Consider the following 26,149-nt stretch of genomic DNA (forward strand, 5'->3'; position numbering starts at 1 on the left):
GTCGGCCCCTTGGAACAGCGGTGCAACGACATAACCGAGGAAAAAGAAGATCAGCGTGATCGCGCCGAGAACGGCAAGGCCGCCAACGAGGACGTACCAGCGGGTCAGGCGATCCTTGAGCGCACGAATACGGCGCTTGCGTTGCAACTCAGGCGTATTGAAGTCAATTCGCTTGGGGGGATTTGTAGTCATGGGGGAATTGGCCAGATCATTCATTCGCACACCCTAGCGATCCTGTATGACAGAAAGATGACAATGCAGTGACGCAACAAATCCGCCGCCAGCGTTAACTGGCAGTGGATCAAAAATTTGGGGGGCCGGCGTGCCGGCACTTGTAGGAGCGAAGCTTGCTCGCAAAGGCGTCATTACATTCAACATCAATGCTGACTGAACAACCGCTTTCGCGAGCAAGCTTCGCTCCTACTGATCCGGGGCTAGCCCCGGATCAGGGTTTTACTTTTTTGCTACGTTGCTACCTTCCTGCAGACCCAGGTCAGCCAGTGCTTTTGCAGCAACCTTGGCTGGCAGCGGGATGTAGCCGTCTTTCACCACGACTTCCTGACCCTGCTTGGACAGAATCAGCTTCACGAACTCGGCTTCCAGCGGGGCCAGAGGCTTGTTCGGGGCTTTGTTGACGTAGACGTAGAGGAAGCGCGACAGCGGGTACTTGCCGTTCAGGGCGTTTTCTTCGGTGTCTTCGATGAACTCAGTGCTGCCTTTCTTGGCCAGAGCCACTGTTTTCACGCTGGCGGTCTTGTAGCCAATGCCCGAGTAACCGACGCCGTTCAGCGAAGAACTGATCGATTGCACAACCGAGGCCGAGCCTGGCTGTTCGTTCACGTTTGGCTTGAAGTCACCTTTGCACAAGGCTTCTTCCTTGAAGTAACCGTAAGTGCCGGATACCGAGTTACGACCGAACAGTTGAACCGGCTTGTTCGCCAGATCGCCGGTCACTCCCAGGTCGCCCCAGGTTTTTACGTCGGTTTTAGCACCGCACAGACGAGTCGAAGAGAAAATCGCATCGACCTGTTCCATGGTCATGTGCTGGATCGGGTTGTCCTTGTGCACGAACACGGCCAGGGCATCCACGGCAACCGGAATAGCGGTTGGCTTGTAGCCATATTTGGTTTCGAAGGCCTGCAGCTCGTTGTCCTTCATCTTGCGGCTCATCGGGCCCAGGTTAGCGGTGCCTTCAGTCAGCGCAGGTGGCGCGGTAGAGGAACCGGCGGCCTGAATCTGGATGTTGACGTTCGGGTATTCTTTTTTGTAGTTCTCAGCCCACAGGGTCATGAGGTTGGCCAGGGTATCGGAGCCGACGCTGGACAGGTTGCCCGACACACCAGTGGTCTTGGCGTAGCTCGGGATCGCAGGGTCAACAGCGGCAACCGCGTTGGCAGTCGCAACGCCAGCAGCGACAAAAGTCATTGCCGCCATCAAACGCTTCAGTTTCATGCCTTACTCCTAGCAGATAGGGTGTGTTAAGTCGGGGCCAAGTATCAGCAGGCCGTGTGAACACTCTATGGCTGAAATATGACAATTGGATGAAAGGCCAGCATTCGAGTTCTTACCGGATAATTCATGCGCCCCAATCGCTAGCAGGCTAGCTCCCACATTGGAATGCATTTCAATGTGGGAGCTAGCCTGCTAGCGATTGGGGCCGGTACAGCTGCAGACAATTTCGGGATCAGCGCCCCTTCTTCCAAAGATACGCCCCCACCACAATCCCCACACCGCAAAGTACCGCCACGTAATAGGCCGGCCCCATCGGGCTTTCCTTGAGCAGCAGGCTGACGATCATCGGCGTCAGGCCGCCGAAGATGGCGTAGGCGACGTTGTAGGAAAACGACAGGCCACTGAAGCGCACCACGGGCGGGAAGGCTTTGACCATGACGTAGGGCACGGCGCCGATGGTGCCGACCAGCAGGCCGGTCAGGGCATACAGCGGGAAAAGCCAGTCGGGATGCGCGGCCAGGCTGTGGTAGAAGGTCCAGGAGCTGAGCAATAGCGCCGTACAGCCGAACACGAAGACCCGGCCTGCGCCGAAGCGATCCGACAGTGCGCCGGCAATGATGCAGCCAAAGCTCAGGAACACGATCGCCAGGCTATTGGCTTGCAGCGCCGTGGTCGGCGAGAAGTGGTACACCGTCTGCAGCACGGTCGGCGTCATCAGGATCAGCACGACGATGGCGGCGGACAGCAGCCAGGTCAGCAGCATGGAAATCAGGATCGCGCCGCGATGGTCGCGCAACACCGCGCGCAGCGGCACTTCTTCAGCCAGGGCCTTGCGCAGTTGCAGCTCGGCGAACACTGGGGTCTCGTGCAGCCAGCGGCGCAGGTAAACCGAGAACAGGCCGAACACGCCGCCCAGCAGGAACGGGATCCGCCAGGCGTAATCGGCGACTTCCACCGGGGTATAGACGCCGTTGATCGCCGTGGCGACCAACGACCCCAGCAGGATACCCGCCGTCAGACCGCTGGTCAGGGTGCCGCAGGCGTAGCCGATGTGTCGCTGGGGAACGTGTTCGGAAACGAATACCCAGGCGCCCGGCACTTCACCGCCAATCGCCGCCCCCTGAATCACCCGCATCAGCAGCAACAGGATCGGCGCCCACATGCCGATCTGCGCGTAAGTCGGCAACAAGCCCATGATCAGGGTCGGCACCGCCATCATGAAGATGCTCAGGGTAAACATTTTCTTGCGACCCAGCAGGTCGCCGAAGTGCGCCATGACGATGCCGCCCAGCGGCCGTGCCAGATAGCCGGCGGCGAAGATACCGAAGGTCTGCATCAGGCGCAGCCATTCCGGCATGTCGGCCGGGAAAAACAGCTTGCCGACCACCGTGGCGAAGAACACGAAGATGATGAAGTCGTAGAACTCCAGCGCGCCGCCCAGGGCAGACAGCGATAAAGTCTTGTAGTCGCTGCGGGTCAACGGACGTGCAGGTTGGCTCGGCTGCGCAATGCTCGAAGGCGCTGTGGTCATGGCAAGGGCTTCTCTTATAGTCGGATCTGCAACCCCAACAACGCTGGCGGAGGCTTGGGCAGGTTCGGCACGATAGCAAATTGTTCGAAAAAGCACATGGATGTGCGTATTTGACGGTCAAAATGAGAACCAGACGGTCGTCTCGGAGTCTACCGATCGATATACTCGCAATCCTGCAACAACTTGCAAGGGTTGCTGTGCGAAAACGCCTGCCGGGGTTCATAGGCGATTTCGCAGAGTTTCCCTTTAGGCGCCTTACGAAAAACATGACGAACGTAGTATGTTCGGGGCTGAATCGTTTTTCCTTGAGACGGCTATTCACCTTGAAGTACCAATGAGAGTTACGGGTCAGAGGCACCCCCGGCATGATAGAGCTCGAACAAGAAGATCCAATCCCGCAAGGCGACCTGGCCCTGCAAATCACCGCGCTTCCCCGCGAAACCAACGGCTTTGGCGATATTTTTGGCGGCTGGCTGGTGGCACAGATGGATTTGGCCGGCACCGCAATGGCCAGTAAAGTCGCAGGCGGTCGCGTGGCTACCGTGGCGATCGACCGCATGGCATTCCTGGTCCCGGTGGCGGTGGGCGCTCAGCTCTCCTTCTATACCCAGGCACTGGAAATCGGCCGCAGCTCGATCCAGATGATGGTCGAGGTCTGGAGCGACGATCCGCTGTCCAGCGAATGGCGTAAAGTGACCGAAGCGGTGTTCGTGTTCGTCGCCATCGACGGCAGCGGCCGCACCCGTTCGGTTCCGCCCCGGGCCCGTTAAAACGGGCCTCGTCAAACACGGCGACCTTTTCGCGGTCCATAGTAGTCATTGTTCCTGATCGAGAGCTGTTCCATGACAACGCCCAACGTTGAAGCCGTGAAACTGGATGAACTGAACTGCTGGCGCATTCGCCACGGGCAGGCCGAATTACTGGTGGCCCAGCAAGGCGCGCACATTCTCAGTTATCAGTTGGCCGGCGAGCCGCCGCTGATCTGGCTCAACGACGAGGCCGTGTTCAAGACCGGCAAAAGTATCCGCGCGGGCGTGCCCGTGTGCTGGCCGTGGTTCGGCAATCTGTCGCGCAACCCGCAGAGTGTCCAGACGATGCGCGTCAGCAGCGAGCCGCCAACCGCCCACGGGCTGGTCCGGGCGATCGACTGGGAACTGGGCGGCATCGAAGCTGAAGGCGAGAGCCTCAAAGTCGAGTTTTTCCTGCCCTGCCCCGAAGGTGGCCTGCCAGGCTGGCCGCATCAGGTCGATTTGAAGCTGAGCATCCGTCTCGATGAGCAGTTGCACATCAGCCTGACCAGCCACAACCAGGGCACCGATAAAGTCACCATCAGCCAGGCGCTGCACAGCTATTTCGCGGTCAGCGATGTGCGCAACGTGCATGTCGAAGGGCTGGATGGCTTGAGTTACATCGAGACGCTGGATGACTGGAAAACCGCCACTCAGGCCGGCGACCTGGGTTTCACCGGCGAGACCGATCGCATTTACCTCAATACTCCGGCGAAGCTGAGCATTGTCGACCCGGCCTGGGAACGGCGCATCGAGCTGACCAGCAGCGGTTCGCGCTCGGCGGTGATCTGGAACCCGTGGATCGATCGCGCCGCGGCGTTCAGCGACATGGCCGACGATGGCTGGCAGAAGATGCTGTGCATCGAGACAGCGAATGTGATGGATGATGTGGTGACGCTGGCGCCGGGTGCGTGCCATACCCTCGGTGTGAGCATTGCCAGCAAACCGCTGTAACACCGCAAAACCAATGTGGGAGCGAGCTTGCTCGCGATGGCGGCATAACAGTCAACATAGATGCTGAATGTTACGACCTCATCGCGAGCAAGCTCGCTCCCACAGGTTTTTGTATCGAGCCAACGGGTGCTGTTACAGATCCGACTCCTCCACCACCCGCACTTTCGCCGCATCCAGCGCATACGCCGCGTCAGCCAGGTCGTTGGTGACCTTCTCGATCTTCAGCGTGCCCGTCACCCACAGCGGCGTATAGATATCATCCAGCTTCAACCCCTTCGGATAGCGCACCAGCACCAACTGGTTAGGCGGCGGTGGCGGTACGTGGATGCAGGCGCCCGGATAGGGCACGAGGAAGAACAGCGTGCTGCGACCCTTGGCGTCGGATTCCAGCGGCACCGGATAGCCGCCGAGGCGGATGTTCTTGTCGTTCATCGACGGCACGGTTTTGGTCGAGTACATCACCGCCGGCAAACCCTTGCTCTGCTTCATGCCACCCTTTTCGGTAAAGGTGCCATTGGCTTCGGGAGAATCGTGATCGATTTCGGGCATGGCCTCGAGGGCGTTCTGGTCTGACTTGGGCATCAGGTCGAGCCAGTCGGTTTCCGGCAGTTCGCCGGCATGGGCAAGGCCCGCACCCAGTAACAGGAAAGTCAGCAAAAGACGGCGCATGGAGGTGCTCGGTTAGGGACAGGACTGTATGACGCCGAGCATTCTAGCCCTCCCCGGCTGCGCAGCAGAGAGGGCTTTGTCGCCTGAATCAATTCTTTTTGATCAAGCCGTAGATCACCAGCAATATCACGGCACCCACCAGCGCGCCAAGGAAACCTGCGCCTTCGCCAGCGTGGTAGAACCCCAGAGCCTGGCCGCCGTAAGTGGCCGCCAGCGAACCGCCGATACCGAGCAGGATGGTCATGATCCAGCCCATGCTGTCATCACCCGGTTTCAGGAACCGAGCCAGCAGGCCGACGATCAAGCCGATAAAGATGGTTCCGATAATTCCCATGTCATTTCCCTCTGATTAGTTAGCTATGAAGCCTAGTCAGACTTTGGCATCCTGCCATGAGAGAACTGCGGCCCTTGAATGGTTCCGCCGCTGCCACAGGAAACTGTTTATTCGGCGATGAGCGCTTCGACCTTGAGGATCTGCGCGGCCAGCGTGTCGCGGTCTGCACAACGCAGATTGGCGTGACCGACCTTGCGGCCGACCTTGAACGCTTTGCCATAGTGATGCAGATGGCAATCGGCAATCGCCAGGACTTTTTCGGTATCCGGCACTTTACCGATGAAGTTGAGCATCGCGCTCTCGCCGACCTTTGCCGTCGAACCCAGCGGCAGACCGGCAACGGCCCGCAGGTGGTTTTCGAACTGGCTGCACTCGGCGCCTTCGGTGGTCCAGTGCCCGGAATTGTGCACGCGGGGGGCGATCTCGTTGGCCTTGAGGCCACCGTCGACTTCGAAAAACTCGAACGCCATCACGCCGACATAATTCAGCTGCTTGAGCACGCGGCTGGAGTAGTCTTCAGCCAGGGCTTGCAACGGGTGATCGGTACTGGCCACGGACAGTTTCAGAATGCCGCTGTCGTGGGTGTTGTGCACCAGCGGATAGAACCGGGTTTCGCCATCGCGAGCACGCACGGCGATCAATGAGACTTCACCGGTGAACGGCACGAAGCCTTCCAGCAGGCAGGCCACGCTACCTAATTCAGCGAAAGTGCCAACCACATCCTCAGGTTTGCGCAAGACTTTCTGGCCCTTGCCGTCATAACCCAGGGTGCGGGTTTTCAGCACGGCCGGCAGACCGATGGAAGCCACGGCAGCGTCCAGATCGGCTTGCGATTGAATGTCGGCGAACGCCGGGGTAGGAATCCCCAGGTCCTTGAACATGCTCTTTTCGAACCAGCGATCACGGGCGATGCGCAGGGCTTCGGCGCTCGGGTAGACCGGGACGAATTGCGACAGGAAGGCCACGGTTTCGGCCGGGACGCTTTCAAATTCGAAGGTCACCAGATCGACTTCATCGGCCAGCTGACGCAGGTGATCCTGATCGCCGTAATCGGCCCGCAGGTGTTCGCCCAGTGCGGCTGCGCAAGCATCCGGCGCCGGGTCGAGGAAAGCGAAGTTCATGCCCAGCGGAGTGCCCGCCAGCGCCAACATGCGACCCAACTGGCCGCCACCGATTACACCGATCTTCATCGTCAACAACCTCAGGCGATGCGTGGGTCTGGATTTTCCAGGACGCTGTCTGTCTGCTCAGCACGGAAAGTTTTCAGCACCGCGTGGAACTGCGGGTGCTTGGCACCGAGGATGCTCGCCGACAGCAGCGCTGCATTGATCGCGCCGGCCTTGCCGATGGCCAGGGTGGCGACCGGAATGCCCGCTGGCATCTGCACGATAGACAGCAGCGAATCGACACCCGAGAGCATCGACGACTGCACCGGCACACCCAGCACGGGCAGGTGGGTCTTGGCCGCGCACATGCCCGGCAAGTGGGCCGCGCCACCGGCACCGGCGATGATCACCTCGATGCCCCGCGCCTCGGCCTCTTCGGCGTACTGGAATAGCAGGTCCGGGGTGCGGTGGGCAGAGACCACTTTCACCTCGTAAGGAATGCCGAGCTTTTCCAGCATATCGGCGGTGTGGCTAAGGGTGGACCAATCGGACTTGGAGCCCATGATCACGCCAACCAGTGCGCTCATCGTCGTGCCTCTTCTCTCTGGGCGCCCGCAGGCGCGTCAAAAAACAACAAGCCACGCAATATGCGTGGCTTGATTGTACGAATTAAGGCCGGGGGAAACCGGCCGAAGGCCGCGCAGTATACCTCAATGAAGCAGATAAACAGCCCCTGAAACGACCATCTGTCATACGGCGCAAAGTGCCGGTTTTATTGACTTAAGAGTCAGTCAAATACAACACCGTTCCCCTGTGGGAGCGAGCTTGCTCGCGATGGCGTTGGGTCAGCCACCATCGATGTTGAATGTTCGTCCGCCATCGCGAGCAAGCTCGCTCCCACATTTGATCTTCAGTGGTCTCAGGAACCGGTCGTACCTTGCGCTGCGCCACCCTCAAGCTTGCGCCACAGCAACCGCACATTCGCCTTACGCACCAGCGCGCAGCGATACAGGCGGATCTCCAGTGGCACATGCCATTGCGGGCCGCCGCACACCACCAGCTCACCGCGCGCCAGTTCAGCGCGCACGCTGAGCTGCGGAACCCAGGCGATACCCAGCCCTTCCAGCGCCATGCTTTTGAGGCTATCGGCCATGGCAGTTTCGTAAATAGTGGTAAAGCGCAACGCCCGCTGACGCAGCAGCAGGTTCACCGAGCGCCCGAGAAATGCACCGGCGCTGTAGGCGAGCAGCGGCACACTGCCTTCGCCTTCCAGATCAAACAGCGGTTTACCCTCGGCATCGGCCGCGCAAACCGGCAACATTTCGGTATTGCCCAGGTGCAGCGACGGGAAAATCTCCGGATCCATCTGCATTGCAGCGTCCGGGTCATAGAACGCCAACATCAGGTCACAGCCCCCTTCACGCAGAGCATGCACCGCGTCACCCACGTTAGTCGCCACCAGCCGCGTAGCAATGTTCAAGCCCTCGTTACGCAACTGCGCGATCCACCGTGGAAAAAAACCCAGCGCCAACGAGTGAGCGGCCGCAACCTGCATTACCTCGCCCTGCCCGCCTTCCAGGTGATGCAGATGACGCAGCACTTCACCAAGCTGCTCGACCACCGTGCGCGCGGTAACCAGGAAGAGCTGCCCCGCCGCTGTCAGCTCGACCGGCGTGCGCGAACGGTTGACCAACGTCAGTCCGAGCGCCGCTTCCAGGCTGCGGATTCGCCGACTGAAGGCCGGCTGGGTCACGAAGCGGCGCTCGGCAGCCTGGGAGAAGCTGCGGGTGGCCGCCAGGGCACTGAAGTCCTCAAGCCATTTACTTTCCAGATTCATCACGCCCTCCCGGACACGCACCAAAATAGGTCACACGCTCGCCGCACACACGGCGTCACATCGTCATTATGCCGAATATGCATAGGCCAGTGTTTAACAGCATTGGCCCAAAATGCTTCACAAGCCTAGCATTTGCAGTGTTCCGGCATAGACCGGGTCCTTATCGAGATGATTTCTATCATGTCCTCCGCTGCATCTTTCCGCACAGAAAAAGACCTGCTTGGCGTACTCGAAGTACCTGCTCAAGCGTATTACGGCATCCAGACCCTGCGAGCGGTGAACAACTTCCGTCTCTCCGGCGTTCCGATTTCGCATTACCCGAAGCTGGTTGTCGGTCTGGCGATGGTCAAACAGGCCGCCGCTGACGCCAACCGCGAGCTGGGTCACCTGAGCGAAGCCAAGCACGCTGCCATCAGCGAAGCCTGTGCCCGTCTGATCCGCGGCGATTTCCACGAAGAGTTCGTGGTGGACATGATTCAAGGCGGCGCTGGCACTTCGACCAACATGAATGCCAACGAAGTCATCGCCAACATCGCGCTGGAGGCCATGGGTCACCAGAAGGGTGAATACCAATACCTGCACCCGAACAATGACGTGAACATGGCGCAGTCGACCAACGACGCCTACCCGACCGCGATCCGCCTGGGTCTGCTGCTGGGTCACGACGCGCTGCTGGCCAGCCTCGACAGCCTGATCCAGGCGTTCGCCGCCAAGGGTGTTGAGTTCAGCCACGTCCTGAAGATGGGCCGTACCCAGCTGCAAGACGCCGTTCCGATGACCCTGGGTCAAGAATTCCGCGCTTTCGCCACCACGTTGAGCGAAGACCTGGCACGTCTGAAAACACTGGCACCTGAACTGCTGACCGAAGTGAACCTGGGCGGCACCGCGATCGGTACCGGCATCAACGCAGATCCGCGTTACCAGCACCTGGCCGTTCAGCGCCTGGCCCTGATCAGCGGTCAACCGCTGGTTCCAGCCGCCGACCTGATCGAAGCCACCTCCGACATGGGCGCCTTCGTGCTGTTCTCCGGCATGCTCAAGCGCACCGCGGTCAAGCTGTCGAAGATCTGCAACGACCTGCGCCTGCTGTCCAGCGGCCCACGCACCGGCATCAACGAAATCAACCTGCCGGCGCGTCAGCCAGGCAGCTCGATCATGCCAGGCAAGGTCAACCCGGTGATCCCGGAAGCCGTGAACCAGGTAGCGTTTCAGATCATCGGCAACGACCTGGCCCTGACCATCGCGGCCGAAGGCGGCCAGTTGCAACTGAACGTGATGGAGCCGCTGATCGCGTTCAAGATCTTCGACTCGATCCGCCTGCTGCAACGCGCCATGGACATGCTGCGCGAGCACTGCATCGTCGGCATCACCGCCAACGAAGAGCGCTGCCGCGAGCTGGTCGAACATTCGATCGGCCTGGTCACCGCGCTGAACCCGTACATCGGCTATGAAAACGCCACCCGCATCGCCCGTATCGCCCTCGAAAGCGGCCGCGGCGTGCTGGAACTGGTGCGCGAAGAAGGCTTGCTCGACGACGAAATGCTCGCCGACATCCTGCGCCCGGAAAACATGATTGCTCCGCGTCTGGTTCCGCTTAAAGCCTGAACCGACACGTTACCAGTAGCACCGCTCACCAGGTCGAGGGACTAGACACCTCTCACCTTTTGAGGGCTTGGGGATTTATTCCCCAGGCCCTTTTTTTTAACTCTCTGCCGGAGCCAGCTTGCTCGCGAAAGATCGTTAACGGTAACGCGTTAAACCTGATGCCCAGCGGCGTCCTGAAGTTTCTCGCGAGCAAGCTCGCTCCTACAGGAAGCCCGACGCCATAACGTCGGGTGTTTCAAAGCTCGTTTCAGCGCTTGCACCACAACCGTGCAGACGGACGGCACGCTCATCGGTATAGTGCCGCCCCTCTTCGCGTGAGCGGTCGTCTGTAACGAGGCCCAAACCCATGCGAAACCCGAACTAATAACAACCCGCGATATGGACGGGACGAACCTTCGCCTCACCTGTTGTGCCGCGCGCAAACCGGTGTAACACGAAGTTTCTGACGCTCCAGCATTTGCCTACACAAAAAATCAGCGAGGAAAAATCCATGCTCGAAGTCATTAACGACTTCCTCTCAGGGAAAGTATTGATCGTGCTCATTGTCGGGCTCGGTAGCTACTTCACGATTCGCTCGCGTTTCGTACAACTGCGCCACTTCTTCCACATGTTCGCGGTGTTCCGCGACAGCCTCAAAAGCAGCGCCGGGCAACTGAGCTCGTTCCAGGCCCTGATGCTCAGCCTCGCCGGCCGCGTCGGTGCCGGCAACATCGCCGGTGTCGGCATCGCCGTGACCCTGGGTGGCCCGGGTGCGGTGTTCTGGATGTGGGTGACCGCACTGGTCGGCATGTCCAGCAGCTTCTTCGAATGCTCCCTCGGCCAGCTCTACAAGCGCTGCGATTCCGATGGCACATACCGCGGCGGCCCATCCTATTACATCCAGCACGGCCTGCAGAAACGCTGGCTCGGCATGATCATGGCGTTCCTGTTGCTGGTGACCTTCGGCTTTGCCTTCAACGGCCTGCAATCCCACGCCGTGACTCACTCGCTGAATAATGCCTTTGGCCTCGACACCACCTGGACCGGTCTGGCTCTGGCGGTATTGCTGGGTCTGGTGTTCATCGGTGGCATCAAACGCATTGCCAAGGTCGCGGACCTGCTGGTGCCAGTGAAGACCCTGGTTTACATCGGCGTGACCATCTACGTGATCGTGCTGCAGTTCGACCACGTTCCAGCGATGCTGATGACCATCGTCAAAAGCGCTTTCGGTCTGGATCAAGCCTTCGGCGGCCTGATCGGCAGCGCGATCGTCATGGGCGTCAAGCGTGGCGTGTTCGCCAACGAAGCAGGCCTGGGCAGTGCGCCGAACGTGGCTGCAGTGGCTTCAGTCGAACACCCGGTGGCGCAAGGTGTGGTTCAGGCGTTCAGCGTGTTCCTCGATACGTTCGTGATCTGCACCTGCACCGCGTTGCTGATCCTGCTGTCCGGTTTCTATACCCCTGGCTTCGAAGGCGACGGCATTGCCCTGACCCAGAACTCGCTGGCGGCGGTAGTCGGTGATTGGGGCCGGATGTTCATCTCCGTGGCACTGGCGCTGTTCGTGTTCACTTCGATCCTCTACAACTACTACCTGGGCGAAAGCAACCTGCGCTTCCTGATCGGTGAAAACCGCAAAGCACTGATCGGCTACCGCGCGCTGGTGCTGGTGTTGATCTTCTGGGGGGCCATCGAGAACCTCGGGACCGTGTTCGCCTTCGCCGACATCACCATGACCCTGCTGGCGTTCGTGAACCTGATCGCGCTGTTCCTGCTATTCAAGGTCGGCATGCGCATCCTGCGTGACTACGATGACCAGCGCGCTGCTGGTATCAAGACACCAGTGTTCGATTCGAGCAAATTCCCGGATCTTGACCTGGACTTGAAAGCCTGGCCAGCCAACCCGCCGACGCCTGCCACCCAGGCTGAAGCCGAGCCGCAAGGCGTACCCGCAGCGCAACGCTGATCGGTTAAAGTGCAAAATCCCATGTGGGAGCGGGCTTGCTCGCGAATGCGGACTGACATTCAACATTGATGTCGACTGACACACCGCTTTCGCCGGCAAGCCGGTCTCGCTCCCACAGTCGTTCTCGGAGCAACTCCATGAATTCCTCGACTTATCCTGCCGCCCAGCACGTCATGGTGCTCTACACCGGCGGTACCATCGGCATGCAAGCCAGTGCCAACGGCCTGGCGCCGGCATCCGGTTTTGAAGCGCGGATGCGCGAGTACCTGCATAGCCAGCCTCAACTGGCGGTGCCGCAGTGGCGCTTTCGCGAGATGTCGCCGCTGATCGACAGCGCCAACATGAGCCCCGCCTACTGGCAGCAACTGCGTGAAGCAGTCACCGATGCCGTCGATGTCCAGGGCTGCGACAGCGTACTGATCCTGCATGGCACCGACACCCTCGCCTACAGTGCCGCGGCCATGAGCTTTCAATTGCTCGGCCTGCCGGCCCGCGTGGTATTCACCGGCTCCATGTTGCCGGCCGGCGTGACCGACAGCGATGCCTGGGAAAACCTTGGCGGCGCACTGGTTGCCTTGGGTCAAGGCCTCGCGCCGGGCGTGCATTTGTATTTCCATGGTGAGCTGCTGGCACCGACCCGTTGCGCGAAAATCCGCAGCTTTGGTCGTCATCCATTTGCCAGGCTGCAACGTAACGAGGGCGTGGCCAAGGCGCCATCAGTTCCAGCTCAGCTGGAATACCATCAGAGCAAGCAACTGGCCAAGGTCGGCGTGCTGCCGTTATTCCCAGGTATTGGTGCTGAACAGCTTGATGGTTTGCTCAATAGCGGTATTCAAGGGTTGGTCCTCGAGTGCTTCGGCAGCGGCACCGGACCGAGCGATAACCCTGAGTTCCTCACCAGCCTGCAACGGGCACAAGACAAAGGCATAGTGGTGGTGGCGATCACTCAATGCCATGAAGGCGGGGTGGTGCTGGACGTCTACGAAGCCGGTAGTCGGTTACTCGGCGTTGGTGTGTTGTCGGGTGGCGGCATGACTCGCGAGGCAGCGTACGGCAAATTGCATGCACTGCTGGGAACAGGGCTGGATATGGCCGAGGTTCGGCGGTTGGTTGAGCTGGATCTTTGTGGGGAGCTGGCTTAAAACCCTGTTCCGATGGGTATCGCAGCCTACGAAAGTTCTACGGATTACTGCGTGGAACTGTCACGGGCTGCAAAACTCTTTAGAGCATCGAAATATTCCATTCAGATTTCTGATACGTTATAAATTACTGACAGATACGACGAACGGTGAAATCTTGTAGATGAAACTGTCATTTGTGACAGTAGCCAAAGCCCCCTCCCAAGGTTAACGTTAGACCAGCCTGCTTCTTTATATCTGTTATCAATGCATCGTCACAGATGCATATGTCCAACTTCCCCTATCTGAAAAGATATTGGCCTCGGAGCTTATATGAAACTCCACGGAAAATCGTCAACTAGCAAGTCGGTGTTTGAAGGTTTTCAACGCTCATCGAATTCATCAGTTCTCCCCCGGCAGCTTATGCCACCCACTCTTTATCATGGGCTCTATCCGTTTGTTGCCCATAAATTGCACGGAATAATCGTCCCTGTAGAACTTGCTTCCTCTCACCTCCGTGTTTATGTGCATGTACAAACCGATGGTTTGCCTGACTCAGCGCAAATCGGCATTAAACTCCACGCCGTCGATGGATCCGTAGATTTCACGTCAAAACCCGTATTAATTGTAAAGCCGGAAACACTACGTATTGAAATTCCGCGAGAAGAACTCACTCGCATGGCGGGAAAAGAAGCAGCAATCACCTATTTCGTCGAATTGGACGATGAAGAGCCTGTCGACTCACCTGAGCTTCTCGTTAGAGTGACCCTCCCCATTGTCTCGAGCCCTCCTGTCGTAGAGGGTTTAATTGACTCGCAAATCAAAGTGTCCGATTACCCAAGCGGACTTGATGTGGATCTTGCGACTATCAAAAATTTGGATCATCCCAGCATTGTGTCTTGCTCCTGGACTGTACAAATAGAGATAAATGGTGCAATCATTGCTCTTTATACTTTGTTACAGAGAGCCCAGGTAACACCAGGCTCTGCTTACCGTTTCCGTATTCCAAAAGAGGCCTATGCGGGCTGGCCCGTTAATGCGATAGGCACATGTAAAGCCGCTGTCGATTTCGCTCCTTATGATCCTTATCTTCAGGATTACGGGGTCGGTGGTCACGATTTCAGCTTTATTTAAAAACGGCCGCGTTCGCTACAGACCGGCACATAACTTGCTCGGTTTCAGCACCCTCACGTTGGAACCGAGCATGCTCCACTCCCACCTCACCACCCTCAACGCCGTGTCCCTGGTGCTCAACACCTTCAAGGCCGAAGGTCTGTCCAGCGAAGCGCTGCTCGCCGGCAGCGGTATCAGTGCGGCGGACCTGAGCCGGGCGGACACGCGCATCACCACCAACCAGGAGATGCAGGTCTGCGCCAACGCGGTAGCGCTCAAGCGTGACATCGGCCTGGAACTGGGCCGACGAATGCACGTGTCGTCCTACGGCATACTCGGCTATGCCCTGCTCACCAGTGCCACCTTCGGTGACGCGTTACGTCTGGCGATGCGTTATCCGGCGCTGTTGGGAACACTTTTCGAACTGAGTCTTGAAGACGACGGCGAGCGCATCTGGTTCGTGGCCGCCGATTACCGCGAGAATCCTGCACTGGCCGTGTTCAATGCCGAGTTCTGCCTGGTGTCGTTGAAAGTCATCTGCGACGACTTGCTCGGTTATCCATTGCCACTGCTCGCCGCCCGCTTCGAACATGCCGCGCCCGATTATGAAGCGATCTACGCCGAACATTTCAGCTGCCCACTGCACTTCGATGCTCGGGACAATGCCTTTGCCTTCGACAAACGCTGGCTCGATCAGCCCCTGCCGCTTGCCGATGTCATCACCCATCAGGCCATGGCCGAACGATGCCGCAAACAGAACACCGAGTTCACGGGACGTCAGGCGTGGCTGGGACGGATCCGCCACCTGCTCAGTACACAGCTGAACGCAGCACCGGGGCTTGAGGGGTTGGCTGAGCAGATGAATTGTTCGGCGCGCACATTGCGTCGCCATCTCAAGGATCTGGGATGCAGTTATCAGCAATTGCTGGATGAGCTACGGTTTGAACAGGCCAAGCAAATGCTCTGCGAGGATCAACTACCGATCTACCGAATCGCCGAGGCGCTTGGCTTTAGCGAGACCGCGAGTTTCCGCCATGCGTTTGTGCGCTGGAGCGGCGTAGCACCCAGCCAGTTCAGGCCACACTGACAATTCCCTGTGGGAGCGGGCTTGCTCGCGAAGAGGCCAGTAAGTTCGACATTGGCCGGAACACCGCTTTCGCGGGGCAAGCCCCTTCCCACAGCTCCCACATTCCATGTCCAAGCCGGGGCACACTCGCGCCAGCAACAGGCGAATTTCGGTCAACTATTTTGGCCATATCGATCCCCTTTTGGCCTTTCCTGCCGTTCTCTAAAACGCCTTGCGCCGCAAGACTGTGTTCAACCGAATCAGCCTGCGGAGAACAAGAAAATGCTGACGATCTACTCGGATGATCATCACCTGCACCACGGCCGTTGCGAATTGATAGATGGGCAGCTCAAGCCCTGCTTCGAGATGCCTTCGCGAGCAGACCACGTGCTGGCACGGGTGCAAAACCAGAACCTCGGCCCTGTAGAGGCGCCCAAGGATTTCGGTCTCGAACCCATTGCGCGTATCCATAGCCGCGAGTACCTCGACTTCTTCAAAGGTGCCTGGGCACGCTGGACCGAATTCAACACCGACGGTGACCTGCTGCCCTACACCTGGCCGGCACGCACCCTGCGGCCGATCAAGCCCACCAGCCTGCACGGCCAGCTCGGCTATTACAGCTTCGATGGCGGCGCTCCGATCACGGCCGGCACCTGGCAAGCGGCATACAGCGCAGCGCAAGTGGCACTGACCGCACAGGCAGAGATCCAGCGCGGAGCCCGTAGCGCGTTCGCCCTCTGCCGCCCACCGGGACACCACGCGGCCAGCGATTTAATGGGCGGTTACTGCTACCTCAACAACGCCGCCATCGCCGCCCAGGCGTTCCTCGATCAGGGCCACGGGAAAGTCGCGATCCTCGATGTCGACTATCACCATGGCAACGGCACCCAATCGATTTTCTATGGGCGCAGCGACGTGCTGTTCACGTCAATCCACGGCCATCCAGAAGCCGAATTTCCCTTCTTCCTCGGTTATGAAGACGAGTTTGGTGAAGGTGCCGGCGAAGGCTTCAACTTCAATTACCCTTTGCCGGCGGGCAGCGGTTGGGACAGCTGGAGCGCCGCGTTGGAACAAGCCTGCAAAGAGATCGAAACATACGGCGCAGACATCATTGTCGTCTCCCTGGGCGTCGACACGTTCAAGGACGACCCTATCTCCCAATTCAAGCTCGACAGCTCGGATTACCTGGCCATGGGCGCGCGCATCGCCAGGCTCGGCAAGCCGACGCTGTTCGTGATGGAAGGTGGTTACGCGGTCGAAGAAATCGGCATCAATGCCGTGAACGTACTCGAAGGATTTGAAAGCAACTGAGTCATCCGCGCCAGACGTTCTCCAACCGCCCGAGCGCTGCGCTGATCGCGGCCTCGGGCACCGCCGCGAACCCCAGGACCAGCCCGGCGCGCTGGTCCGCCGATGTTGGCGAGTCCGGCAACCAGTAGCTGCTCAATGCATTGATCTCGACATCGACGCTGGCGGCTTGTTCGAGCAGTTCGCGCTCCCGTGCCTGCGAATCGACCGCCACCGTCAAATGCAACCCTGCGGTCACACTCGGCACCGTACCGACTCCAGGGATATCCACAGGCCAACCGGCCAGCAAGGTGTTACGCCGGCTCAGGGCCGCGCGTCGCATGCGGCGGATATGCCGCTGAAAATGCCCGGCAGCCATGAATTCGGCCATGACCACCTGAGTGCTTACTTCGGAATGGCGCACGTCCACTGCCCGACGCTGGGCGAACGCATCCACCAGAGCCGGTGGCAACACCAGGTAACCCAGGCGCAACGCCGGAAACGCCACTTTTCCGAAAGTACCGACGTAGAGCACCCGCCCCTGACGATCAAGTGCCGCCAAGGGTGCCAAGGGCGCGCCGCTGTATCGATATTCGCCATCGTAGTCGTCCTCCACGATCCAACCCTCCGTCAGCTCCGCCCAGGCCAACAACTCCAGGCGCCGCGCCAGGCTCATGACCACACCGGTCGGGTACTGGTGCGACGGCGTGACGTAAGCCAGGCGACAATCGCCAAGCCCTGCCAATTCGCGACAATCGATACCTTCACTGTCTACCGCCACCCCATGCAAACGCGCACCGGCCACGGCGAAAGCATGACCGGCCGCCCGGTACCCTGGATTCTCGATCGCCACTCCATCGCCGGGCTCCACCAGCAACTGTGCACAAAGGCTGATTCCCTGTTGCGCACCACTGGTGATCACTATTTGCTCAGCCGTGCACTGCATGCCTCGCGAACTGCGCAAATACGCGGCAATCAGCCCGCGCAAGCGCGCATCGCCTGCGGGATCGCCATAGCATAGTTGCTGCAAATCCGGTTTACGCCAGAAAGCCGCATTCAGCTTGGCCCAAACCTCAAAGGGAAATAGATCGAAGGCCGGAACACCGACGCGAAAAGCTCGCGGCGGACCACTCGGCGGCTTCGCCAAATGGTTCCTTTCCACTCGCGCCAACCCACCACTGTAGATAACTCCACTGGATGAAGGGACAGGTAAATCCAGCCAATTTGTGGATAAGGCTGTGGGTAACCCTGTGGACAACCCTGTGGATACTTTTGTGGATAGTTTTTTGACTGGCAACGTGGCTTGAGGCAGTTGTGCGACATAAGTCCCGTCGCCAACACGCCCTTCGATAAAGCCCTCGGCATAGAGCTGATCATAGGCCCGGACCACGCTGTTGCGTGATATCGCCAATGCCGCCGCCAGGTCGCGACTGGCCGGTAATCGCGTGCCACTGACCAGCCTGCCGTCCAGCACTCGTACCCGCAGCGCCTGATACAACTGGCGACTCAAGCCCTGACGGCGATCAAGTTCGATACCCGCTGGATTGAACGACAAGGACAAGATTTCGGTGGTCATGGCAATGGACCTATGAAATTGGTCATTAATGGCTCTTACAACAGACCAATAGCCTGCCTAGGATGAAGCCATTCGCCAAGGGAAATCTCCATGTACACGCCAAGCAGCTTTGCCATCGACGATTTGTATGACCTGCACCAGCAGATACTCGGCACCCGTCTTGCCGTGTTGGTTACCCACGGGGATCAAGGCCTGCAAGCCAGTCATTTGCCGCTGTTGTTCAGCCCCGATCAAGGCGATAACGGCACTCTCTATGGCCACTTTGCGCGAGCCAATCCGCAATGGAAGACGTTGCAGGATGGAGCCGAAGCGTTGGTGATTTTTGCCGGTGCCGACGCGTATGTCAGCCCGGCGTTCTATCCGAGCAAAGCCGAGCACGGCAAAGTCGTGCCAACCTGGAACTACGTCGCCGTTCACGCCTACGGCACGGCCGAAGTGTTCACTGACGCCGATCGCCTGCGCAATCTGGTCAGCGCTCTGACGGATCGTCATGAAGCAGGCCGCAGCAACCCGTGGAAGGTCGCGGACGCCCCCGCGGATTACATCGACGGGATGCTCAAGGCCATCGTCGGCTTTGCCTTGCCGATCCAGCGCCTGCAAGGCAAGCGCAAGCTCAGCCAGAACCGCGGCACCGCAGACATCGCCGGCGTGCGCGAGGGGCTCGCCGCCAGCCCCGATAAGCAAGACCAGGCCCTCGCCCACTTGATGCGTTAAGGAATGAACATGAGTCAGATCGAGATTCGCCAGGTCACCGCTGACGATCACGCCGCGTGGTTGCCGTTGTGGCAAGCCTACCTGCGCTTCTACAACACCGAACTGCCTGAAGCCGTTAGCCAAAGCACCTGGCAGCGCCTGCTCGACCCGAGCGAACCGACCCACGCGGCACTGGCCTGGGCCGATGGCAAAGCGGTGGGCATGGTGCATTTCATCTACCATCGATCGAACTGGAGCATCGAAAACTCGTGCTACCTGCAAGACTTGCTGGTGTCGCCCGAAACCCGAGGCACCGGCGTCGGCCGGCAGCTGATCGAATACGTGTACGCCACAGCCAGGGAAGACGGTTGCTGCAAGGTCCACTGGCTGACCCACGAAACCAACGCCACCGCGATCCAGCTTTATGAGCGCCTCGCCGAACGCCCAGGTTTCATCCAGTTTCGCAAAGCCATTTAAGGTTCAAGGAGCACAACATGTCGACTTCACTCGCGGACTGGAAAGGCGTCCCGGCACCCTCGGTCCAAATGATCGAAGGGCGTTTCATCCGCCTGGAAAAACTCAATCCGGCGCGCCATGGCGACGGCTTGTGGAAAGCCCTGCAAGGCCCGGGTTCCGATCCGAAGCTTTGGGACTATTTGCCTTACGGGCCATTCCCGCAGCGCAGTGCTTTCAATGACTGGCTGAATAATCATGCGGCCAACAGCGACCCATACTTCTTCAGCGTGATCGACCGTGCCAGCGGCGATGTGCAAGGTATCCTCAGCCTGATGTCGATCGTTCCTTCCCAGGGCCGCATCGAGATCGGCCACGTAACATTCGGCGCCCCCATGCAGCGTTCACCGAAAAGTACCGAGGCCATTTACCTGCTGGCCAAGGAATCCTTCGCCCTGGGTTACCGGCGCCTGGAGTGGAAGTGCAACAACGGCAACGCTCGCTCCAAGTACGCGGCGGAGCGGTTGGGGTTCAGTTTCGAAGGGGTGTTCCGCCAGCACATGGTGGTCAAGGGACAGAACCGGGACACGGCCTGGTACTCGATTCTGGATTCGGAATGGCCGGCGATTGCTGCGGGGTTTGAACGGTGGCTGTCCGATGAGAACCAGACGGATTCGGGGCAGGTGAAAACGCTGGCTGAGTGCCGCGAGTAAAGTTCAAACAGCAACCGGACCCCTCTAGGAGCGAGCTTGCTCGCGAAGGTGTGTCAGTTCGACACCGGCTTGGCTGACACTCCTTCGCGAGCAAGCTCGCTCCTACAGAGGCTGTGCCGAATCAATAAAAAAAGGGGAGCACATGCCCCCCCGAGGTTTAAAGCGTTGAATCGAAGCTGTTAACTCAGCCTTCGATCTCGATCAGGATTTCGCCCGGGTTGACCCGGTCGCCCTTGGCTACGTGAATGGCGGCGACCTTACCGGCGATGGCCGCCTGGACTTCGGTTTCCATCTTCATCGCCTCGGTGATCAGCACGGCCTGCCCGGCCTTGACGGTATCGCCTTCCTTGACCAGCACGTCGACGATGTTGCCCGGCATGGTGGTGCTGACGTGGCCCGGCGCGGTGGCTTGCTTGCGCTTGCTGCTGCCGCCGCCGACGAATTCGTTGAGCGGTTCGAACACCACCTCTTCCGGCATGCCGTCGATGGACAGGTAGAAGTGGCGCTTGCCTTCAGCCTTGACGCCGACACCGGTGATGTCGACGCGGTAGGTTTCGCCGTGGACGTCGATGACGAACTCGGTCGGTACACCTTCGCCACCGGCCGAACTCACGCCGCCCGCTTCCGGAATCGGCAACAGCACTTCAGGTGTCAGGGTGCCGGCTGCACGTTCTTCGAGGAACTTACGGCCGATGTCCGGGAACATGGCGTAGGTCAGCACGTCTTCTTCGGATTTGGCCAAGGCACCGATGTCAGCACGCAGCTTGCTCATTTCCGGCTTGAGCAGATCGGCCGGACGTACGTCGATCACCTCTTCGCTGCCAATGGCCTGGCGACGCAGTTTTTCATTCACGGTGCCCGGCGCCTTGCCGTAACCGCCTTGCAGATAGAGTTTCACTTCGTTGGTGATGGTCTTGTAGCGCTCGCCGGCCAGCACGTTGAAGAACGCCTGGGTGCCGACGATTTGCGAGGTCGGGGTCACCAGCGGCGGGAAGCCGAGGTCTTCGCGAACCCGCGGGATCTCCGCCAGCACTTCGCTCATGCGGTTCAACGCGCCCTGCTCTTTCAACTGGTTGGCCAGGTTGGAGATCATCCCGCCCGGAACCTGGTTGACTTGCACACGGGTGTCGACGGCGGTGAATTCGCTTTCGAACTGGTGGTACTTCTTGCGCACGGCGTAGAAGTACAAGCCGATCTCTTGCAGCAGTTCCAGGTTCAGGCCGGTGTCGAACTCGCTGCCTTTAAGGGCGGCGACCATGGATTCGGTGCCTGGGTGGCTGGTGCCCGAGGCAAAGCTGGAGATCGCGGTGTCGATGTGGTCGGCACCGTTTTCGATGGCCTTGAGTTGGCACATCGTCGCCAGGCCAGCCGTATCGTGCGAGTGAATGAACACCGGCAACGACTGCTCGCTTTTCAGCGCCTTGACCAGTTCGCCAGTGGCGTACGGGGTCAGCAGGCCGGCCATGTCCTTGATCGCCACAGAGTCGCAACCCATGGCTTCCATTTGCCGGGCCTGGGCCACGAACGCGTCGATGGTGTGCACCGGGCTGGTGGTGTAGGCGATTGTGCCCTGGGCGTGCTTGCCAGCGGCTTTTACCGCTTCGATGGCCGTACGCAGGTTACGCACGTCATTCATGGCATCGAAGATGCGGAACACGTCGATGCCGTTGACCGCGGCCTTGGCGACAAAGGCTCGGACCACGTCGTCGCTGTAGTGGCGGTAGCCCAGCAGGTTCTGGCCACGCAGGAGCATTTGCAGGCGCGTGTTAGGCAGTGCCGCACGCAGTTGGCGCAGACGCTCCCACGGGTCTTCCTTGAGGAAACGCACGCAGGCGTCGAAGGTCGCGCCGCCCCAGCATTCCAGCGACCAGTAGCCGACTTTGTCGAGCTTGTCGCAGATCGGCAGCATGTCTTCGGTGCGCATGCGGGTGGCGAGCAGCGATTGGTGGGCGTCGCGCAGGATTGTGTCGGTAACGTGGATTTTTTTAGTCATTGGAATATTCCTCACAGGCCTGCGTGGGCGGCGATGGCGGCGGCGATGGCCAGGGCCAGCTCTTCGGGTTTGCGCTTGATCGAGTAGTTGGTCAGTTCAGGATGGCTTTCAACGAAGCTGGTGTTGAACTGGCCGCTACGGAATTCCGGGTTGCGCAGGATTTCCTGGTAGTAGGCGGCAGTGGTCTTGACCCCTTGCAGACGCATGTCGTCCAGGGCGCGCAAGCCGCGGTCCATCGCCTCTTCCCAGGTCAGCGCCCAGACCACCAGTTTCAGGCACATGGAATCGTAGTACGGCGGAATGGTGTAGCCGGTGTAGATAGCCGTGTCGGTGCGCACGCCGGGACCGCCGGGCGCGTAGTAACGGGTGATCTTGCCGAAGCTCGGCAGGAAGTTGTTTTTCGGGTCTTCGGCGTTGATCCGGAATTGCAGCGCGAACCCGCGGTGCTGGATGTCTTCCTGTTTCACCGAAAGCGGCAGCCCGGACGCGATGCGAATCTGCTCGCGGACGATGTCGATGCCGGTGATTTCCTCGGTGATGGTGTGTTCCACCTGCACCCGGGTGTTCATTTCCATGAAGTACACCTCGCCCTCGGCGAGCAGGAACTCCACGGTACCGGCGTTCTCGTAGCCCACGGCCTTGGCCGCGCGCACCGACAGGTCGCCGATGTAGGCGCGCTGTTCCGGCGTCAACTGCGGGCTCGGGGCGATTTCGATGAGCTTCTGGTTGCGGCGCTGGATCGAGCAGTCACGCTCGAACAGGTGCACCACATTGCCAAAGCTGTCGCCGAGGATCTGCGCTTCGATGTGTTTCGGATTGACGATGCATTTTTCCAGAAACACTTCCGCCGAACCGAACGCCTTGGTGGCTTCGGAGATCACGCGGGGGAACGCCTGTTCGAGCTCTTCGCGGCTGTTGCAGCGACGGATACCACGGCCGCCGCCACCGGATGTGGCCTTGAGCATCACCGGGTAACCGATGCGATCGCCTTCGGTCAGGGCCTCTTCGATGCCCGCAACGTTGCCTTCAGTGCCCGGAGTGACCGGCACGCCAGCCTTGATCATGCTGCGGCGAGCTTCGGTCTTGTCGCCCATGCGGCGAATCACTTCCGCCGATGGGCCGATGAATTTGATTCCGCGCTCGGCGCAGATTTCCGCCAGTTCGGCATTTTCCGAGAGGAAACCGTAGCCAGGGTGCAAGGCATCGCAACCGGTTTCCACGGCCAGGTTCACCAGCTTGCGCGGGTTAAGGTATCCGGCGAGCGGATCGGCACCGATGCTGTGGGCTTCGTCCGCACGCTTCACATGCAAGGCATGACGGTCGGCGTCGGAATAGACCGCGACCGAGCGAATGCCCATCTCGGCGCAGGCACGCACGATTCGTACGGCAATCTCACCACGGTTGGCGATCAGGATCTTTGTTATCACTTGGAGTTTCCCTTGAGCCGGTGGTACCCACGACCTGTTAGACCAGGTCGACGCGTGACCAAATGTTTCAATTTAGTCGCAGCCCCACACTAGCCCTCGCAAGGGATTAACAAAAATGATTAATTATTGGGTCAGGCATAAGTAAAGACTTATAGTTGATTCATTAACCAGCAGCGCGAGACCTTGAATTATGCGTAAGTCCTTGATGCGTATGACATTGCGTCAATTGCAGATCTTCAATGAGGTTTGTGATCTAAGGTCTTACAGCCGCGCAGCCGATGAAATGTCACTCACACAACCTGCCGTCAGCCTGCAGATTCGTCAACTCGAGGAGCTGATCGGACAGCCATTGTTCGATTATGTCGGGAAAAAACTCTACATGACCGAAGCCGCTGAAGCGCTTCAGCGCGCAAGCCGGGACATCTTCGGGCGCCTGGAAAACCTCGATATGCAGCTCTCGGACATGCAGGGTTCGCTGCAGGGTCAGCTGAAACTGGCGGTGGAATCCAGCGCCAAGTACTTCGTGCCGCATCTGTTCGCCGCGTTCAAACGCCAGCATCCGGAGGTCAACCTGCAACTCACGGTGGTCAACCGTGGCCAGGTGATCCGGCGTCTTTCCGATAATCGTGACGACCTGGTGATCATGTCCATGGTGCCGCAGGATATGGGACTGGAATTCCTGCCATTCCTCAACAACCCTATCGTCGCGGTGGCCCCGCCTGATCACCCGCTGTGCCACATGGGCCCGCTGCGCTTGCAGGATCTGGAGCCTTACACGCTGCTGCTGCGCGAACACGGCTCCGGGACGCGACTGGCGTGTGAAGAGTATTTCAAGGAGAAGCGTGTGCACTTCAACCAGACCCAGGAGGTCTCGTCGGCCGAAGCACAACGGGAATGTGTGTTGGCGGGTCTGGGCGTGGCGCTGCTGACGCGCCACGCCCTGAACCTTGAGTTGGCAACCGGTGGCTTGATCGAGTTGCCGGTCGAGGAGCTGCCGCTTTATCGCAGCTGGTGCCTGGTGCAGGCCAAGGCCAAACGGCTGTCGCCGGTGGCGCACGCTTTCCTTGGGTTTATCCGCAGTGAACGGATGCAGATCAGCGCCCTGGTTGAGCGTTTCGACGGCAAGCTACGGGAGCTGCCTGCCAGTAGTTGAGTTCCAGTTCATCAGGAAAATCACCAATCTCGGCCAGCAGCTGGCGGCGTTCGCAGCGATCTTCGATGGCGCGGCGAAACTCCATGCGGCGCTGGTCTTCCTGCTGACGACGGGTTCTGACGGCGCTTCGTTCTTCGTAGGACTGGGCCATTTCGAGTCTCCCAAGGCGATTACGGGAGTTACAGGATGGGCGCGGGGGATGACGGTTTGGCGGCGGGTGGGTTACAGGCAGATGAAGGTTGTCGTATTCGAGGACACCATCGCGAGCAGGCTCGCTCCCACAGGGGGACCGCGCCCGTCAGGACAACTCGGTCAAATGTGGGAGCGAGCCTGCTCGCGATTAAGGTCGGAACGACCTTACGACGACGTCAGTCGTCAGTCGTCCAGCGCCTTCACTGACTTGGGCGACAACCGCAAGCTGCGAAGGCTGCGCTTGACGCTCTTGAGGTGGTTGACCAGGCTCGGCCCACGGGCCATGGCCACGCCCATCGCCAATACGTCGATCACCACCAGGTGGGCAATACGCGAGGTCAGCGGTGTGTAGATTTCGGTGTCTTCATGCACATCGATCGCCAGGTTGACGGTCGACAGCTCGGCCAATGGCGTCTGGCTTGGGCACAGGGTGATCAGCGAAGCGCCGCTTTCGCGCACCAGATTCGCGGTGATCAACAGATCCTTGGAGCGCCCGGACTGGGAAATACAGATCGCCACGTCAGTAGGCTTCAAGGTGACCGCCGACATCGCTTGCATGTGCGGGTCGGAATACGCCGCGGCAGTCAGCAGTAAACGGAAGAATTTGTGCTGCGCATCCGCCGCTACCGCACCCGACGCACCGAAGCCGTAGAACTCCACACGCTGGGCCTGGGACATGAGTGACACGGCCCGCTGCAATTCTATTGGATCGAGCCTCTCGCGAACTTCCATCAAGGTATGCAGGGTGGTGTCGAAGATTTTCAGGCTGTAGTCGGCGACCGAATCGTCTTCGTGGATCGCGAACTGCCCGAAGCTCGCACCCGCCGCCAGGCTCTGTGCCAGTTTCAGCTTCAAATCCTGGAACCCGGAGCAGCCGATGGCGCGGCAGAACCGAACGATGGTCGGCTCGCTGATGCCCACGCTATGGGCCAGGTCGGCCATGGAACTGTGCATCACTGCCGCAGGGTCAAGCAGCACGTGGTCGGCGACCTTGAGCTCCGACTTGCGTAACAGGTGGCGAGACTGGGCGATGTGTTGCAGCAGATTCAAAGGGGTCGACTCTTTGTTATTGGCAGATGCCGGGTATGTAGCAAGCTTGTAGTTATACTACATGAATCGGCTTTTTGCCTGCTCAATGCGTAACTCA

Annotated in this window: 24 protein-coding genes; 12 read left to right on the forward strand and 12 right to left on the reverse strand. The window is 59.5% G+C overall.

The genetic code is table 11. The features are described 5' to 3' along the window. Positions 1 to 453: 453 nt before the first annotated feature. Both ACA041_RS31405 and ACA041_RS31410 read right to left on the reverse strand, forming a co-directional pair. Positions 454 to 1,452, reverse strand: a complete 999-nt coding sequence (locus ACA041_RS31405) for a phosphate ABC transporter substrate-binding protein PstS (RefSeq protein WP_497439274.1) — start codon at positions 1,450 to 1,452, stop codon at positions 454 to 456. A gap of 232 nt (positions 1,453 to 1,684) precedes the next feature. Continuing rightward, a complete protein-coding gene (locus tag ACA041_RS31410; protein ID WP_497439275.1) occupies positions 1,685 to 2,983 on the reverse strand; it encodes an MFS transporter in 1,299 nt (432 codons plus the stop codon). A 365-nt stretch (positions 2,984 to 3,348) separates the two neighbouring features. Between ACA041_RS31410 and ACA041_RS31415 the strand changes: the two genes are divergently transcribed. Both ACA041_RS31415 and ACA041_RS31420 read left to right on the forward strand, forming a co-directional pair. Further along, on the forward strand, positions 3,349 to 3,753 hold the full coding sequence (locus ACA041_RS31415; protein ID WP_007896491.1) for an acyl-CoA thioesterase: 405 nt from the start codon (positions 3,349 to 3,351) through the stop codon (positions 3,751 to 3,753). Between the two features lie 72 nt (positions 3,754 to 3,825). After that, the gene (locus ACA041_RS31420) at positions 3,826 to 4,725 is read left to right on the forward strand and encodes a D-hexose-6-phosphate mutarotase (protein ID WP_497439276.1); all 900 of its coding nucleotides are present in this window, start codon (positions 3,826 to 3,828) and stop codon (positions 4,723 to 4,725) included. Between the two features lie 132 nt (positions 4,726 to 4,857). Here the strand turns inward: ACA041_RS31420 and ACA041_RS31425 are convergent, their stop codons facing one another. From ACA041_RS31425 to ACA041_RS31445, 5 genes are all read right to left on the reverse strand, one after another. Next, a complete protein-coding gene (locus tag ACA041_RS31425) occupies positions 4,858 to 5,394 on the reverse strand; it encodes a DUF3299 domain-containing protein (RefSeq protein ID WP_497439277.1) in 537 nt (178 codons plus the stop codon). 88 nt (positions 5,395 to 5,482) lie between these two features. Further along, complete coding sequence (locus tag ACA041_RS31430; RefSeq protein ID WP_462010746.1) at positions 5,483 to 5,728, reverse strand: GlsB/YeaQ/YmgE family stress response membrane protein; 246 nt, start codon at positions 5,726 to 5,728, stop codon at positions 5,483 to 5,485. 107 nt (positions 5,729 to 5,835) lie between these two features. Beyond that, complete coding sequence (locus ACA041_RS31435) at positions 5,836 to 6,918, reverse strand: 5-(carboxyamino)imidazole ribonucleotide synthase (protein ID WP_497439278.1); 1,083 nt, start codon at positions 6,916 to 6,918, stop codon at positions 5,836 to 5,838. A gap of 11 nt (positions 6,919 to 6,929) precedes the next feature. Beyond that, entirely contained in the window at positions 6,930 to 7,421 is a 492-nt protein-coding gene (purE, locus tag ACA041_RS31440) for a 5-(carboxyamino)imidazole ribonucleotide mutase (RefSeq protein ID WP_017341565.1), read from the reverse strand. Between the two features lie 332 nt (positions 7,422 to 7,753). Next, the gene (locus tag ACA041_RS31445) at positions 7,754 to 8,671 is read right to left on the reverse strand and encodes a LysR substrate-binding domain-containing protein (RefSeq protein ID WP_497439279.1); all 918 of its coding nucleotides are present in this window, start codon (positions 8,669 to 8,671) and stop codon (positions 7,754 to 7,756) included. A 180-nt stretch (positions 8,672 to 8,851) separates the two neighbouring features. Between ACA041_RS31445 and aspA the strand changes: the two genes are divergently transcribed. From aspA to ACA041_RS31475, 6 genes are all read left to right on the forward strand, one after another. Continuing rightward, positions 8,852 to 10,276 (forward strand): aspartate ammonia-lyase, encoded by a 1,425-nt coding sequence (gene aspA / locus ACA041_RS31450; RefSeq protein ID WP_010465341.1) that lies wholly within the window; start codon positions 8,852 to 8,854, stop codon positions 10,274 to 10,276. A 490-nt stretch (positions 10,277 to 10,766) separates the two neighbouring features. Continuing rightward, positions 10,767 to 12,218 carry an alanine/glycine:cation symporter family protein gene (locus ACA041_RS31455; RefSeq protein WP_497439280.1) on the forward strand — a complete coding sequence of 484 codons (1,452 nt, stop codon included), beginning with the start codon at positions 10,767 to 10,769 and terminating at the stop codon, positions 12,216 to 12,218. A 137-nt stretch (positions 12,219 to 12,355) separates the two neighbouring features. Continuing rightward, the gene (locus ACA041_RS31460; RefSeq protein ID WP_497439281.1) at positions 12,356 to 13,360 is read left to right on the forward strand and encodes an asparaginase; all 1,005 of its coding nucleotides are present in this window, start codon (positions 12,356 to 12,358) and stop codon (positions 13,358 to 13,360) included. Between the two features lie 309 nt (positions 13,361 to 13,669). Then, positions 13,670 to 14,470, forward strand: coding sequence for a hypothetical protein (locus ACA041_RS31465; protein ID WP_497439282.1), 801 nt, complete (start codon positions 13,670 to 13,672; stop codon positions 14,468 to 14,470). Positions 14,471 to 14,540: 70 nt separating this feature from the next. Then, a complete protein-coding gene (locus tag ACA041_RS31470; protein ID WP_497439283.1) occupies positions 14,541 to 15,536 on the forward strand; it encodes an AraC family transcriptional regulator in 996 nt (331 codons plus the stop codon). A 261-nt stretch (positions 15,537 to 15,797) separates the two neighbouring features. After that, entirely contained in the window at positions 15,798 to 16,826 is a 1,029-nt protein-coding gene (locus ACA041_RS31475) for a histone deacetylase family protein (RefSeq protein WP_497439284.1), read from the forward strand. Position 16,827: 1 nt separating this feature from the next. Here the strand turns inward: ACA041_RS31475 and pdxR are convergent, their stop codons facing one another. Beyond that, positions 16,828 to 18,378, reverse strand: coding sequence for a MocR-like pyridoxine biosynthesis transcription factor PdxR (gene pdxR, locus ACA041_RS31480; RefSeq protein WP_497439285.1), 1,551 nt, complete (start codon positions 18,376 to 18,378; stop codon positions 16,828 to 16,830). Between the two features lie 90 nt (positions 18,379 to 18,468). Here pdxR and ACA041_RS31485 point away from each other — a divergent pair, with 90 nt between their 5' ends. The 3 genes from ACA041_RS31485 to ACA041_RS31495 are packed head-to-tail and all read left to right on the forward strand — an operon-like array spanning position 18,469 to position 20,237. After that, a complete protein-coding gene (locus ACA041_RS31485) occupies positions 18,469 to 19,092 on the forward strand; it encodes an FMN-binding negative transcriptional regulator (protein ID WP_497439286.1) in 624 nt (207 codons plus the stop codon). Positions 19,093 to 19,101: 9 nt separating this feature from the next. Further along, entirely contained in the window at positions 19,102 to 19,548 is a 447-nt protein-coding gene (locus ACA041_RS31490) for a GNAT family N-acetyltransferase (protein WP_497439287.1), read from the forward strand. 17 nt (positions 19,549 to 19,565) lie between these two features. Next, entirely contained in the window at positions 19,566 to 20,237 is a 672-nt protein-coding gene (locus tag ACA041_RS31495) for a GNAT family N-acetyltransferase (RefSeq protein WP_497439288.1), read from the forward strand. Between the two features lie 184 nt (positions 20,238 to 20,421). Here ACA041_RS31495 and oadA read toward each other — a convergent pair whose 3' ends face one another. Next, positions 20,422 to 22,230: a sodium-extruding oxaloacetate decarboxylase subunit alpha gene (gene oadA, locus ACA041_RS31500; RefSeq protein ID WP_497439289.1), complete on the reverse strand. Its 1,809-nt coding sequence runs from the start codon at positions 22,228 to 22,230 to the stop codon at positions 20,422 to 20,424. An 11-nt stretch (positions 22,231 to 22,241) separates the two neighbouring features. After that, the gene (locus ACA041_RS31505) at positions 22,242 to 23,657 is read right to left on the reverse strand and encodes an acetyl-CoA carboxylase biotin carboxylase subunit (protein ID WP_497439290.1); all 1,416 of its coding nucleotides are present in this window, start codon (positions 23,655 to 23,657) and stop codon (positions 22,242 to 22,244) included. A 190-nt stretch (positions 23,658 to 23,847) separates the two neighbouring features. Between ACA041_RS31505 and ACA041_RS31510 the strand changes: the two genes are divergently transcribed. Then, on the forward strand, positions 23,848 to 24,810 hold the full coding sequence (locus ACA041_RS31510) for a LysR family transcriptional regulator (RefSeq protein WP_497439291.1): 963 nt from the start codon (positions 23,848 to 23,850) through the stop codon (positions 24,808 to 24,810). Here ACA041_RS31510 and ACA041_RS31515 read toward each other — a convergent pair. Together ACA041_RS31515 and hexR are read right to left on the reverse strand one after the other, a co-directional pair. After that, positions 24,752 to 24,961: a PA3496 family putative envelope integrity protein gene (locus tag ACA041_RS31515; protein WP_497439292.1), complete on the reverse strand. Its 210-nt coding sequence runs from the start codon at positions 24,959 to 24,961 to the stop codon at positions 24,752 to 24,754. The genes ACA041_RS31510 and ACA041_RS31515 overlap by 59 nt on opposite strands. A gap of 224 nt (positions 24,962 to 25,185) precedes the next feature. Further along, positions 25,186 to 26,052: a transcriptional regulator HexR gene (hexR, locus tag ACA041_RS31520; RefSeq protein ID WP_497439293.1), complete on the reverse strand. Its 867-nt coding sequence runs from the start codon at positions 26,050 to 26,052 to the stop codon at positions 25,186 to 25,188. Positions 26,053 to 26,149 lie beyond the last annotated feature (97 nt).

This window comes from Pseudomonas sp. LBUM1676, assembly GCF_059695605.1.